Source organism: Paraburkholderia sp. SG-MS1, assembly GCF_012275575.1.
GTDB lineage: Bacteria > Pseudomonadota > Gammaproteobacteria > Burkholderiales > Burkholderiaceae > Paraburkholderia.
This window is the reverse complement of sequence record NZ_NPIH01000124.1, coordinates 47,926-61,324: the sequence shown is the minus strand read 5'-3', so window position 1 is coordinate 61,324 and position 13,399 is coordinate 47,926. Positions and strand designations below refer to the sequence as shown.

Sequence of the window (13,399 nt, the reverse complement as noted above, 5' to 3'; positions counted from 1 at the left end):
GCCAAGCGATGAAGCGGCGCCGCCCTGCGCCGCCACCGCGCTATCCGACTGTGTCAACAGGCCGCCACGTGCGGTTCTTTATGCCGGCCGTATTTTCCAGTCGATAGGTGCGCTGCATCGCCAAAGAAAAAAAGCCTGCCGTTGCGGGCAGGCTTAAAAAGAGATCCACACTCATTGCCTTGAGGCTACAAGGCAGATAACAGTCTAGTCGCACCACGCGCGCCGCTTGTTTCAGCCGCCATTACACTTGTTACGGCGCGTGATCACGCATGCTGGCGCCCCGCCTCAGTCGGCGCGCCAATGCGCGCGAATGCGCTTGGCGAGCGCCTCGAGTGTGTCCGCGTCGGCGACGTCGCGCGCATGCAGGTTCAACGGCTGGCCTTCCCAGCGCGGGATCACGTGAAAATGCACGTGCCGCACGGTCTGTCCCGCGGCGGCGCCGTTGAATTGACCGATAAACACGCCGTCGGGGTGCAAGGCGGCGCGAACGGCGATCGCGAGCTTCTGCGTCATGCGCATGCTCGCCACCAGCGACGCATCCGACAATTCGAAAATCTCGGCCACCGGCTCTTTCGGCACGACCAGCAGATGGCCGTCGGCTTGCGGCATCAAGTCCATGAACGCCAGTGCGGCATTGTTTTCTGCCACTTTGATGCAGGGCAGTTCACCACGCAGAATTCTTGCGAACGGATTGCTGTCGTCATAGTTCATCGCGCTTCCTTTCCTGGTTGCAAGTTCGGATCGATGTAAGGCAGGGCTGCTGACATTGTCCACTACATCCGTTACAGCGCACGCGCGGCACGCCTGATCGCCTGCGGCGGCTGGCCGTACGCGCGCAGAAACGCGCGGCGCATGCGCTCGGTGTCGATAAAACCGGTGTCGACGGCGACCGCTTCCATCGAATGACGACCTGCTTCGAGCATCGCGCGCGCGGCTTCGACGCGCAACGACTCGATGGCCTTGGCCGGCGACTGCCGGGTTTCGTCGCGAAACGCCCGGCTGAACTGGCGCGGACTCAGGTGCGCGATATCGGCCAGCTGCTCGACCGTCAACGGCTCGTGCAGATGGCTTTTCGCATACGCGAGTGCATTCTGGATGCGGTCGGATTTCGGCTCAAGCTCCAGCATGGCCGAGAATTGTGACTGCCCACCGGTGCGCCGGTGATACACCACGAGTTTTTTCGCGATCGCGCGCGACACATCCACGCCGAGATCGTTTTCGACCAGTGCGAGGCACAGGTCGATGCATGCCGTCATGCCCGCCGAAGTCCACACCGAACCGTCGACGATAAAAATGCGGTCGTCGTCGACCCTCGTCGCGGGAAAGCGTTCTTGGAGGGTGCGCGCGTGGACCCAGTGGGTGGTCGCGTGGCGGCCATCGAGAATGCCGGCTTCGGCCAGCGCGAAGGCGCCGGTGCAGATGCTCGCGGTGCGCCGCGACGCGACGAGCGCACGATTCAGAAACGCCAGCATGCCCGGCGAAGACGGCGCGATCTGCATCGCGCCCGTGACGATCACGGTGTCGTAGGCGGGATCGCCGAAGGCTCCCGTGGCGACCTCGACGCCGGACGAACTGCGCACCATCCCGCCGCGCTCGGAAACGGTCTCCACCTCGTACTCGCGCTGGCCGGCTTCCAGATTCGCCAGCTCGAATATCGCGACCGCGACCATATCGAGAATCTGGAAGCCGGGGAAAACCACCACGCCGATGTGCTTCATTGCCATGTCCTGAAACGAGGGAAATACGACATTTGAGCCAAAAGGCTACGCGCCTAAACTTGTCTCGTCAACAGCGTCTTGCCGGCCGAAAGCGGGCGGTGGCGTAGGTTCACGGCGTGTCTCATTCAACGGATAGGGCAGCGGCGCGACGCGCCAGGCCCGCAAGGAGCGCTTCAAATGGCAACGCAAGCAGGCAAAGGCAACAAAGGGACGGCATTAGTGACGGGCGCGTCGTCGGGCATCGGCGCGGTATATGCCGATCGTCTCGCGCGGCGCGGCTACGACCTGATCCTCGTCGCACGCGACGGTCAACGGCTGAAGGGTCTCGCCGAGCATCTGACGCAGGAAACCGGACGCCACGTGGATACGGTCAGCGCGGATCTGACCGTGAAGGCCGACATGCGCCGCATCGAGGAGCGGCTACGCACGGACCCAAGGATCACGATGCTGGTCAACAACGCGGGCGTCGGCGCATCGGCCCCGTTGATCGACTCGGACATCGACGAACTCGAAAAGATGATCGACCTGAACGTGACCGCGCTCACGCGTCTGACCGCGGCGGCGGTGCCCGGCTTCGTCGAGCGGGGTAACGGCGTGGTGATCAATATTTCGTCGATCGTGGCTTTGGCGCCGGAGCTCCTGAACGGCACGTACAGCGGCACTAAGGCCTATGTGCTGAACCTGACGCAATCGCTGCATCACGAAGTGGGCGGCAAGGGTGTGAAGTTGCAGGCGGTGTTGCCGGGTGTGACCAGCACGGCCTTCTGGGACCGCGCGGGGCTGGCCATCGAGAATCTGCCCACGCAGATCGTGATGACCGCCGAGGACATGGTGGACGCCGCGCTTGCCGGTCTCGACCAGGACGAACTGGTGACGATCCCGGCGCTGCCGGACGCGGCCGATTGGGAGCGGTTGAACAGCGCACGCCAGCAGCTGCAGCCGAATCTGTCGCACAAGCTGCCGGCGCAGCGTTATACGCGCGCCAAGGCTGCCGCCTGACGACGAATCGACTGGCGGCGCAGTTCACCGCCAGTCCGTCGCCACATCGTCGGGATCGGCCAGCGTCAATCCCGAGGATGGCAACGGCAGCGCGGTCTTGTACCGCACCTGTTTGAGCGCAAAGCTCGAGCGGATATTGGAGATGCCGGGAATCTTCGTCAGATGATCGACGATGAACCGCTCGAGCGTCTGCATATCCGGCATCACCACGCGCAGCAGATAGTCGGCGTCGCCCGTCATCAGATAGCACTCCATCACCTCGGGCCGCTCCGAAATCGCCTGCTCGAAGCGCAACAGCGCGTCTTCGACCTGTTTTTCCAGACTCACCTGAATGAACACGTTGATGCGCAGCCCGAGGGGCTCCGGGTTCAGCAACGTCACCTGCTGCTTGAACAGGCCCAGCTTTTCGAGCGCCCGCACGCGATTGAAGCAGGGCGTTGGCGACAGATTCACCGAGCGGGCCAGATCCGCATTGGTGATCCGCGCGTTCTGCTGGAGCTGGCTCAGGATGCCGATGTCGATACGGTCGAGCCGTCTGGGTGACGTGGTCATAGATGAAATATTCCGTGAGAGGACTTAAAACCGGAATAAATAGCCTATCCCAGCACGCGATCCCAAGCAAATGAGATGCTCATTTTGCGGGCACGTAGTTACCATGGACTCACTCGGTCTTGAGCCTGACGCGGCGATGCGGGAGTGATGCCATGACGGATTTGTCCAGTGGTAGCGTGCAGTTGCAGTCGATGAACGTGGAGCGGGTCGACACCGATCCGCAGGAAACCGCCGAATGGCTGGAAGCGCTCGACGCGGTCGTCGCGCATGTCGGCCGCGAGCGCGCGCAGTTTCTGTTCGACCGGCTCGCGAGCCACGCGCTGTCGCTGGGCGTCGAGTCGGCGCGTACCAGCGTCACGCCGTACCGCAACACGATCCCGGTCGACCAGCAGCCACGCTACCCCGGCAACCTCGAACTCGAAGCGCGGCTCGCGGGGGCGCTGCGCTGGAATGCCCTGGCGATGGTGATACGCGCGAACCAGGCGTATGGCGAACTGGGCGGCCATATCGCCAGTTATGCATCGGCGGCGGATCTGTTCGAAGTCGGCTTCAACCATTTCTTCCGCGCCTGCGCGCCGGACGGCAAGCCTGGTACGGGCGACCTCGTCTACTTCCAGCCGCATTCGTCGCCGGGCGTCTATGCGCGGGCTTACCTCGAAGGTTTCCTGTCCGAGGAGCACCTGCGGCACTACCGCCGCGAACTCGCCGGGCCGGGCTTGTGCTCGTATCCACATCCGTGGCTGATGCCGGACTTCTGGCAGTTCCCGACCGGCTCGATGGGCATTGGCCCGATCAACGCGATCTACCAGGCGCGCTTCATGCGCTACCTCGCCAACCGCGGCCTCGCTCAAACGGCAGGCCGCAAAGTGTGGGGCTTTTTCGGCGACGGCGAAATGGATGAGCCCGAATCGACCGGCGCGCTGTCGCTTGCCGCACGCGAGGGGCTCGACAACCTCGTGTTCGTGATCAACTGCAATCTGCAGCGGCTGGACGGCCCGGTGCGCAGCAACGGCCGCATCATCGACGAACTGGAAGCGCATTTCGCCGGCGCTGGCTGGAATGTGATCAAGGTGGTGTGGGGCTCGGACTGGGATGCGCTGTTCTCGCGCGATCGCAGCGGCGCGCTGCTGCGCGCGTTCGCGCACACAGTGGACGGCCAGTTCCAGACCTTTTCGGCGAACGACGGCGCGTACAACCGTGAGCGCTTTTTCGGCCAGAACCCGGAGCTTGCCGCACTCGCCGCGCAATTGGGCGACGACGACATCGACCGCCTGCGCCGCGGCGGCCACGACGTGCGCAAGCTGCATGCGGCCTACACGACAGCGCTGGCGCATCGCGGCCAGCCGACTGTGATCCTCGCGAAGACGATGAAGGGCTTCGGCATGGGCACCTCGGGCCAGGGCCGCATGACCACGCATCAGCAGAAGAAGCTCGGCTTCGACGACCTCAAGGCGTTTCGCGACCGTTTTCGCCTGCCGCTCAGCGATGAGGACGTCGAGCAGCTGAAGTTTTACAAACCAGCGGAAGACAGCCCGGAAATGCAGTACCTGCATGCTCGCCGGGCGGCTCTTGGAGGCTATCTGCCCAGAAGGCGGCGAGCTGCATCGGCGGGGCTGATCGTCCCGCCGGTGTCCTCCTGGGGGCAATTCGCGCTGGACTCGAACGGCCGCGAGATGTCCACGACGATGGCGCTCGTGCGCATGCTGAGCGCGCTGCTGAAAGACGCGCAGGTTGGCCCGCGCGTGGTGCCGATCGTCGCCGACGAAGCGCGCACGTTCGGCATGGCGAACATGTTCCGCCAGGTCGGCATCTATTCGCCGCTCGGGCAATTGTACGAGCCTGAAGACCTGGGCTCGATGCTGTATTACCGCGAGGACACGCAAGGGCAGATTCTCGAGGAAGGCATTTCGGAAGCAGGCGCGGTGTCGTCATGGATCGCCGCGGCGACGTCGTACAGCGTGCACGATCTGCCGATGCTGCCGTTCTATATCTACTACTCGATGTTCGGTTTCCAGCGCATCGGCGACCTGATCTGGGCGGCAGCAGATCAACGCGCGCGAGGCTTTCTGATCGGCGCGACGTCGGGCAAGACGACGCTCGGCGGCGAGGGCCTGCAACATCAGGACGGCTCGAGCCACCTCGCGGCATCGACGATTCCAAATTGCCGCGCTTACGATCCGGCGCTCGCCTACGAGCTTGCCGCGATCGTCGACGAAGGCATGCGCGAGATGGTCGAAACGCAACGCGACGTGTTCTATTACGTCACGGTGATGAACGAAAACTATGCGCAGCCTTCGGTGCCGGGCGGCGATCCGGCCGCGACGCGCGCGGGGATTCTGAAGGGCATCTATCCCTTGGCCGCCGCTCAGGCGCAGCAGGCACAGCGAGCAGCACGGGCGCAGGTGCAGTTGCTCGGCGCGGGCGCGATTCTCGGTGAGGTGATCGCCGCGCAGCAGATCCTGAAAGGCGACTGGGAGATCGACGCCGCCGTATGGAGCGTGACGAGCTTCAGCGAATTGCAACGCGATGGCATGGCGGCGGAACGGCTCGCGCGTCTGGGCGACACGCCGCCTGCGCCGTATGTCACGCAGGCGCTCGCGGCATCGCAAGGTCCGGTTATCGCCGCGACGGACTATGTGCGCGCGGTGCCCGAGCTGATCCGGGCGTATGTGCCGCGCCGCTATGTGACGCTTGGCACCGACGGCTTCGGCCGCAGCGACACGCGCCGGGCGTTGCGTGAATTCTTCGAAGTGGATCGCAAGGCTATCGTGTTGGCCGCGCTGCAAGCGCTCGCGGACGACGGCACGATCGAGGCCCGTGTGCTGGATGCTGCGCGCAGTAAGTATCGTGGTGATGCGCCGGCTGGCGCGGCGCCGTGGCAGTGCTGAGAAGGCCTACCACCCGCTTATGGCCACCTGATTTTTCCCATCCCGCTTCGCGCGATACAGGCCGACGTCGGCGGCTTCGATCAGCGTCGTCACCGGCTCGGCGACCGACGGCACGAGCGTCGCCGCGCCGATGCTGATCGTCACGACGCCGCTTGCCGAGCCCGCATGCGCGATCGCCAGCGCCTCGATCGCGAGGCGGATTTTTTCGGCGAGCAGGCGCAAGCCGCCCGCCGATGTGCCTGGCACCACCACCGCGAACTCTTCGCCGCCAAAGCGCGCCGCGAGATCGGGTGAGCGCCCGAGACACGACTCGACGGTTTGCGCGACGCGCTTGAGCACTTCGTCGCCGGCGACGTGTCCGTAGGTGTCGTTGTAAGCCTTGAAGTTATCCACATCGATCATCAGGAAGCCGAGGCCGGTCTTGTCGCGCGTACCGCGGCGCCATTCGGCGGCCAGATACTGATCGAGATAGCGGCGGTTCGACAGACCCGTCAGCCCGTCCGAATGTGTAAGCCGCTGCAATTCGAGGTTGGTCGCGAGCAGCTGCTGTTGCGATTGACGCAGCGCCTGGTAAGCCTCGTCGCGTTGCAGCAGGTTCAGATACGAGCGCGAGTGATAGCGGATGCGCGCGATCAGCTCGATGCGGTCCGGCAGCTTCACCAGGTAATCGTTGGCACCGGCGGCGAAGGCCGCGCTTTTCACGAGCGGCTCTTCCTTGGTCGACAGCACGATGATCGGAATGTCGCGGGTCGCCGGATTCTGCCGGTATTGCCGCACCAGCGTAAGACCGTCGGTGCCCGGCATCACGAGGTCCTGAAGGATTACGGTCGCGCGCGTTTCCTCCGCGCACTGCACCGCGTCTTCGGGCGACGCGCAGTAGTGGAAGTCGACGCTCGCTTCGTCGGCCAGCGCCTGGCGAATCGCCTCGGCGATGATCGCCTGGTCGTCGACCAGCAACACCATGATCGGGCATTCCGCCGCGGGAGGATTGCCGAGGATGCGCGCCAACGCGTCGTCGATGGCGAGGTTGGGCGCGTCCTCCGCGAGCGCCTGCGCATTCGCGTCGCGTTCTGCAAGGCCTCGCGCGGCGGCGTTCTGTTGCGGTTTGGGAGTGTCCATGATGTTCAGCCAGAATGAATGTCAGTGAATCGGGCTCGTCGGTGGCCGGTGCGTTCTATCGCGCGCTCGCCGCGGCGGCGAGCGCGGCGGCAATCCGGGGCAGCGGCAGGATCGCGACAGCCGCGCCAAGCGCGGCGGCCGCTTTCGGCATGCCGTACACGGCGCTGGTCGCTTCGTCCTGCGCGATCGTGTGATAGCCCTTGGTGCGCATCGCCTTGAGACCGATCGCGCCGTCGCGGCCCATGCCGGTGAGCAGCACGCCGATCGCGCGCGCCGGCCAGCGCGCCACCACGCTGTGAAAAAACACGTCGACGGAAGGGCGATACGGCGTTTCTTCCGGCACGCGCGTGTAGCCGAGTACGTCGGGCAGTGTGAGATGCAGATGATCGTCGGTGCCAGCGAGCAGCGCGAGGCCCGCCTGCGGCCGGTCGCCTTCGCGTGCGATCCGCACCGGCAACGCCGATTGCTGGTTCAGCCAGTCCGCCATGCCGGCCGCGAACGCCGCGTCCACGTGCTGCACGATCACGACCGCTGCGTTGAAATCCTTCGGCAGCCCGGCGAGCAGCGTGGCGAGCGCGGCCGGTCCGCCCGCCGACGCGCCGATCGCCACCAGCGGCGTATCGCGGTTCGTCGCGCGTGCGATTCCCGCCGCGGCCGCCGCGCCGGGCGCGTGGCGCTCCTTGACGAGCGCGCCGATGCGATCGATCTTCGCGATCAGCGTGGCGATGCTCCGGTGCGCGTCGGGACCGCTCAGCGACGGCGTATCGACGGCGTCGAGCGCGCCCGCGCCCATCGCCTCGTAGACGCGCCACGCGTTCGCGCCCACGTCGACGGTGACGATCAGGATCGCGCACGGCGCGCGCGCCATGATGCGGCGCGTGGCCTCGATCCCGTCGACGTTCGGCATCACCAGATCCATCAGCACGATGTCGGGCCGCTGAGCGGCGCAGAAATCGACCGCCTGCTCGCCGTCCTGCGCGACCCACAGCACGTCGTAGTCGTGACGGGCGGCGAGGGCGCGCCGCAGCGCCTCGACGGCGAGCGGCATGTCGTTGACGATTCCGATCTTCATCCGTTTACCCGTAGGCCTCGCCGATCAAATCACGCACCGCATCGAGCAGTGCTTCGTCATGAAAACTGCCTTTCGCCAGATAGTAATCCGCGCCCGCGTCGAGACCCGCGCGGCGATCCTCTTCGCGATCCTTGTAGGACACGATCATCACCGGCAGCGCTTGGAGTTGCGGGTCGCGTTTGATCAGCGTGACGAGTTCGATGCCATCCATGCGCGGCATGTCGATATCGGTGATGACGAGATCGAAGCGTTCGCCGCGCACGGCGTTCCAGCCGTCCATGCCGTCGACCGCAATCGTCACGTCATAACCGCGCGTGGCCAGCAGCTTGCGTTCGAGTTCGCGCACGGTGAGCGAATCGTCGACCACCAGCACGCGCCGGACGACGCGCTGCGCCGTCGACGTGCCGCCATGCTGCGCGTGCCGCAGATCGCCGCCCGCCACGAGCCGCTCGACCGAACGTAGCCAGTCGTCCACGTCGGCGATCAGCACGGGATCGCCGTTTTCCATCAGCGCGCCGGCCGTGATGTTGCGGATCTTGCCCAGACGCGGGTCGAGCGGCTGCACGACCAGCATCCGCTCGCCGAGAAAACGGTCGACTACCACGCCGTAGGTTTGCGGGCCGTCGCCGATCACCATGATGCAGACGGCGCCGTCTTCATTGGCGGGCGGCGCGGTGTCGAGAATCTGGTGCGCGGTGACGACGCCGATGCGCCGCCCCGAGAACGCGATGTGCTGATGCCCTTCGAGCAATTCGATGTCCGCGCGGCTCACGTGCAGCGTACGGTTCACGTGCGCGAGCGGCACTGCGTACGGCTCGCCCGCGACTTCGATCAGCAGGCTGCGGATCACCGACAGCGTGAGCGGCAGTTGCAATTGCACTCGCGTGCCGAGACCCGGCTCGTGGGTGATGCGCACGGTGCCGCGCACGCGTTTGACGACGTCGTGCACCGCGTCCAGTCCGACGCCGCGGCCCGACACTTCGGTTACCTGATCGCGCAGGGAGAAGCCGGGCAGGAACAGAAATTCCAGCAGCTCGGCTTCCGACAGACGCGCGGCCGTGTCCTCGCTCGCCAGCTTCTTGCGCACGATCGACGCGCGCAGCGCGGCGAGGTCGATGCCCGCGCCGTCGTCTGAGACGGTGATCAGCAACGCGCCGGCCGTGTGACGCGCGTCGAGCGTGAGCGTGCCTTCCTCCGCTTTGCCGCGCGCGAGCCGCACGGCGGGTGCTTCGATGCCGTGGTCGAGCGCGTTGCGCAGCAGGTGGCCGAGCGGCGCCTCGAGCAGATCGAGAATGTCGCGGTCCACCTGGGTCGATTCGCCGACCGGTTGCCAGCGCACTTTCTTGCCGAGCGCGCGCGCGACGTCTCGCACCATGCGTGCGAGTCCGCCGGTGCCGTCGCCGAACGGGCGCATCCGGCATTGCAGCGCGGCGTCGTAAAGCTGTTGCGACAGATGCGTCGAGCGGCGATCGAAGCTTTCCAGATCGGCGAGACGTTCGGCCAGCAGATGCTGCGATTCGGCGGTGAGGCGTCGCAGTTCTTCGAGCGCCGCGTGCGCGCGCGGATCGAGCTTCAGGCCGGCAAGCGTTTCGTGCAGCCGATCGAGCGCGCGGGTGCTGTCGCGCTGCACGCGTTTGACTCGCAGCATCGATTGCGCGAAGGGTTTCAGCCAGCGCGATTCGACCAGCGATTCGCCCGACAGCGACAGCAGCCGGTCGAGGTTGTCGGCGCGCACCCGCAGCATGCGGCCGGGGTCGTTGGCGGTGCTGGTTGTGCTGTTCGTGTTGGCCCGTGCGGTGGGTGTGTCGGCCGCAGTGCTCGCGGGTGTGGCGGGCACGACTGTCGGCGTGGCTTCCGCGCGCAGCGCGTCGGCCAGCAGGTTGAACGCGGCATCAGCGTCGGCGTCGGCCTTGCCGGGCGTATCGACCCGGGCCGCCGATGGTTCGATGACCGTGCGAGGCGCGGGCGCTGAAGCCGCTGAAACTGCGGCACCCGGTGATGGCATCCCGTCGCGCCGCAGCGAAGCCCCATGCGGCGCCACCCTCTCCATACGTGCTTGCAACGCAGCCACACATGCGCCGACCGCGTCACGCGCCGACTCGTCTTCATCGTTGCCGATGTGCGCGACGATATCGACGCCACGCAGCAATTGGTCGATCCACGCGGCGTCGAGCAGCGCACGGCCTTCCTGCGCGGCGACGAAGCAGTCCTCCATCGCATGCGCGAGTTCGACGCCGACCTGCACACCGACGATGCGCGCCGCACCCTTCAACGAATGCGCGGCGCGCATGCAGGCTTCGAGCGCGGCGGCGTCGTGGGGTGCGCGGTCGAGTACGAGCAGGCCGTCGTTGAGCACGCGCGCCTGGGTCCGCGCTTCTTCGCGGAACAGATCGATCAACGACGGGCGGCGCGGGTCGTCGGTCATCCGAGGCTCCGGTTCAGCGTGTCGAACAGCGCGTCGGCGTCGAGCAGGCCGACGCTCATGCCGCGCCACGGCGCGACCGCGCGCGTGTGCGCCGCGGCTGCGTGCGACAGCGTTGCGGGCGGCGCACAGAAAGTGGACGGCGCGAGCCAATGCACGCCGTCTACCTGATCGACGGGAAACACCGCGTGCTCTTCGTTACGCGAGACCACCAGCAGGCGCGGCAGATCGTGGCGCGACGGCTGGCTGTCGCGCGTCGCGGCAGCGGTGGTGGTGTCGGCTTCGAAACCGAGCAGGTGCGTGAGCGCCAGGCACACCAGCAATTCGCCGCGCACATTGACCACGCCGAGCACCGCGCGATTTTGCCGGTGCGGCAACGTGTGAATCGGCCGCGTCTGCACGATGCGCTTGAAGATCGGCGTCGGCAGCGCGAGCCATTCGCTGCCGATCCGGAACACGAGGAACGATTCGTTCGTCCCCCGCGCGTCGTGCCGCGGTTGGGCGGCCGTGCGGAGGTCATGGCGTGACAGATCCACGCGCGGAATCGGCTGATCGAGCAGCTTGGCGGCGGCCGCTTCGAACACCGGGCAATTCAGGCAGCGCACGTAGTCGGCCAGCCGCTCGCACGACGAATCGCCGCGCACACCGATGCGGTTCCAGCAATCGTCGAAGCCCGCCCTGCGATCGTCAGTCACGTGGCGCTCCTTGTGCGCGCGTCGCGCGTTGCATCAGGCGGCGCGCGCCGTCGCGATCTCCTTCGAGTTCGAGCAGCGCCGCCAGATGCGTGAGCGCTTCCGCGTGCTGCGGCTCGAGATAGAGCGCCTTGCGATACTGGCCGCGCGCGAGGAGGGCGTCGCCGTTGGCGTCGGCCAGCACGCCGAGCAGGTAGAACGCGTCGGCGTGCGGCGCGTGCTGCTCCAGGTACGCGTTGATCGCGGCGGCGGCTTCCGTCAGGCGCCCGGCGTCGGCCAGCGCGTGTGCGGCCTGAAGTGTGTCGCGTGCCGCGGTGCTCGGCGCATTCAGCGGCGAAGCGCTTTTCTGCGGCGGTGCCGAGTTAAGCGCGGCCGCTGCGGGGACCGGCGGCGTGCCAGCAGGTCGCGTCATGCCGTTGTTGAACAGATTGAACTGGGCCGCACCATCGAGCGACGCGCTGCGCGTCACTTGGTCGAGCGCTGCGCGCACGGCCGGATCGGGCCATGCAAAAGGCTCGGCGGCGAACGCCAGCGCAGGCGCGAGCGCAGGCGCCGGCGAATGCGTCATCGCGAGGGCGGCGGCGCCGGCGAGCAGCGCGGTGTGCCGGCCGTTCCACGGCGCGTCGGCGGGCGCGGCGCGCCGAAACGCGAACGCCAGCGGAATCTTGGCGGACTGCATGCCATGGCGCATCAGCAGTCCGGTTTCCGCTGGACCGACGAACAGCGTGCCGTTCTCCGCCAGCACGCTGTCGAGCGCGCGCAACGCGGTCTGCTGCGTTTCACGGTCGAAGTAGATCAGCACGTTGCGGCAGAACACGAAGTCGTAGACGCCGAGCGCCGCCGCGTCGAGCTGCATCAGATTGGCGCGCGAGAAGCGTACTGTGTCGACGATGCGCGGCGCGAGACGCCAGCCGTCTTCGGAGCGGGTGAAATGCGTGTCGCGAAAAGCGAACGCATTACCGCGAAACGAGTTGCGCCCGTAGAGCGCGCGCTGCGCCAGCGCGAGCGAACGTTCGCTGATATCCATTGCGTCGATGCGAAAACGCGCAGCGTCGATGCCGTCGTCGAGCAAGCTCATCGCGATCGTATACGGCTCTTCGCCGCTCGAGCACGGCAGGCTCAGGATGCGCAGCGGCAGTCCCGCCGCGCGTTCGTCAAGACGTTCGTGCGCAAGGCGGACGAGCGCACGGAACGCATCGGCGTCCCGATAGAACCAGGTCTCGGGCACCACCACGGTTTCGATCAGCGCCTGCACCATCGCTGGCGATGCCTGCGTCGCGTCCCAATAGTCGGCGAGCGTGGCCTCGGCAGGCCCCTGCGCGCGCCATGCGGCGGCGCGCTGATCGACCGCGCGCTCGATTGCGTGATGACCGAGCGACGCTGCGTCGAGCCCCATGGTTCGATGCAGCAGTTCGGCGAAGCGTCGATAGAGCGGCGCATTGTCGTGATGCGCGTTCATGCGTGCGCCTCGGGAAACAGCAGCGCCTTGACGTCGTCGGGCAGCAGATGTTCGATGCGCACCCACTGCACGAAGCCGCCCGCGTCGCTCGCGACCGGGCCCAGATAGCGCGCGTGCGGCACGTCGATGCCGGTCTCGTGGAATGCTTCGGTATCCAGACGAAGCGTGCGGGTCGCGCCTTCGAGCAGTAGCGCAAGCAGCCGCACGGCGCCCGCATGCGGATAGCGCACCAGCACGACGCGCGTCGACATCAGTTGCGCGGCCGGACGGCCGAGCGCCCGTGCGGGCAGATCGATCACCGGCAGCGGCGTGCCCTCGTAATCGAGCACGCCCGCCACCCACGACGGCGCGCCCGGAATCGCCTTCGGCGGCGATTGCGGCGCGAGCGGCATCAGACGCTCCACCTGCGTCGCGTCGATCACGTAGCGTTCGCTATCGAGCGTGAAGAGGATGAAAAGCATCGGCGTGTGAGCGGTGA

The 13,399-nt window shown here is 66.5% G+C and carries 11 protein-coding genes; 2 read left to right on the top strand and 9 right to left on the bottom strand.

The window, feature by feature from the left end; all coding sequences use genetic code 11:
* Positions 1–285: 285 nt before the first annotated feature.
* Positions 286–711, bottom strand: coding sequence for an HIT family protein (locus tag CIC12_RS09525; RefSeq protein ID WP_168663875.1), 426 nt, complete (start codon positions 709–711; stop codon positions 286–288).
* Positions 712–782: 71 nt separating this feature from the next.
* Positions 783–1,718, bottom strand: a complete 936-nt coding sequence (locus tag CIC12_RS09520; protein WP_168663874.1) for a GlxA family transcriptional regulator — start codon at positions 1,716–1,718, stop codon at positions 783–785.
* A 177-nt stretch (positions 1,719–1,895) separates the two neighbouring features.
* Here CIC12_RS09520 and CIC12_RS09515 point away from each other — a divergent pair, with 177 nt between their 5' ends.
* Positions 1,896–2,717 (top strand): SDR family NAD(P)-dependent oxidoreductase, encoded by an 822-nt coding sequence (locus tag CIC12_RS09515; RefSeq protein ID WP_168663873.1) that lies wholly within the window; start codon positions 1,896–1,898, stop codon positions 2,715–2,717.
* Between the two features lie 24 nt (positions 2,718–2,741).
* Here CIC12_RS09515 and CIC12_RS09510 read toward each other — a convergent pair whose 3' ends face one another.
* Entirely contained in the window at positions 2,742–3,269 is a 528-nt protein-coding gene (locus CIC12_RS09510) for an Lrp/AsnC family transcriptional regulator (protein WP_168663872.1), read from the bottom strand.
* Positions 3,270–3,421: 152 nt separating this feature from the next.
* Here CIC12_RS09510 and mdeB point away from each other — a divergent pair, with 152 nt between their 5' ends.
* On the top strand, positions 3,422–6,157 hold the full coding sequence (gene mdeB, locus CIC12_RS09505; protein WP_168663871.1) for an alpha-ketoglutarate dehydrogenase: 2,736 nt from the start codon (positions 3,422–3,424) through the stop codon (positions 6,155–6,157).
* A gap of 6 nt (positions 6,158–6,163) precedes the next feature.
* On the opposite strand, the gene CIC12_RS09500 is transcribed toward mdeB, so the two are convergent.
* From CIC12_RS09500 to CIC12_RS09475, 6 genes are read right to left on the bottom strand one after another with little or no spacing between them, the layout of a single operon-like run.
* A complete protein-coding gene (locus CIC12_RS09500) occupies positions 6,164–7,276 on the bottom strand; it encodes a diguanylate cyclase (RefSeq protein ID WP_168663870.1) in 1,113 nt (370 codons plus the stop codon).
* Positions 7,277–7,331: 55 nt separating this feature from the next.
* Positions 7,332–8,348, bottom strand: a complete 1,017-nt coding sequence (cheB, locus tag CIC12_RS09495; protein WP_168663869.1) for a chemotaxis response regulator protein-glutamate methylesterase — start codon at positions 8,346–8,348, stop codon at positions 7,332–7,334.
* A gap of 4 nt (positions 8,349–8,352) precedes the next feature.
* Positions 8,353–10,773 (bottom strand): hybrid sensor histidine kinase/response regulator, encoded by a 2,421-nt coding sequence (locus CIC12_RS09490; RefSeq protein WP_168663868.1) that lies wholly within the window; start codon positions 10,771–10,773, stop codon positions 8,353–8,355.
* On the bottom strand, positions 10,770–11,465 hold the full coding sequence (locus CIC12_RS09485; RefSeq protein WP_168663867.1) for a chemotaxis protein CheW: 696 nt from the start codon (positions 11,463–11,465) through the stop codon (positions 10,770–10,772). The genes CIC12_RS09490 and CIC12_RS09485 overlap by 4 nt, the downstream gene beginning before the upstream one ends.
* On the bottom strand, positions 11,458–12,921 hold the full coding sequence (locus CIC12_RS09480; protein ID WP_168663866.1) for a CheR family methyltransferase: 1,464 nt from the start codon (positions 12,919–12,921) through the stop codon (positions 11,458–11,460). Before CIC12_RS09480 ends, CIC12_RS09485 begins: the two co-directional genes overlap by 8 nt.
* A complete protein-coding gene (locus CIC12_RS09475; RefSeq protein ID WP_168663865.1) occupies positions 12,918–13,382 on the bottom strand; it encodes a chemotaxis protein CheW in 465 nt (154 codons plus the stop codon). The genes CIC12_RS09480 and CIC12_RS09475 overlap by 4 nt, the downstream gene beginning before the upstream one ends.
* Between the last annotated feature and the right edge of the window lie 17 nt (positions 13,383–13,399).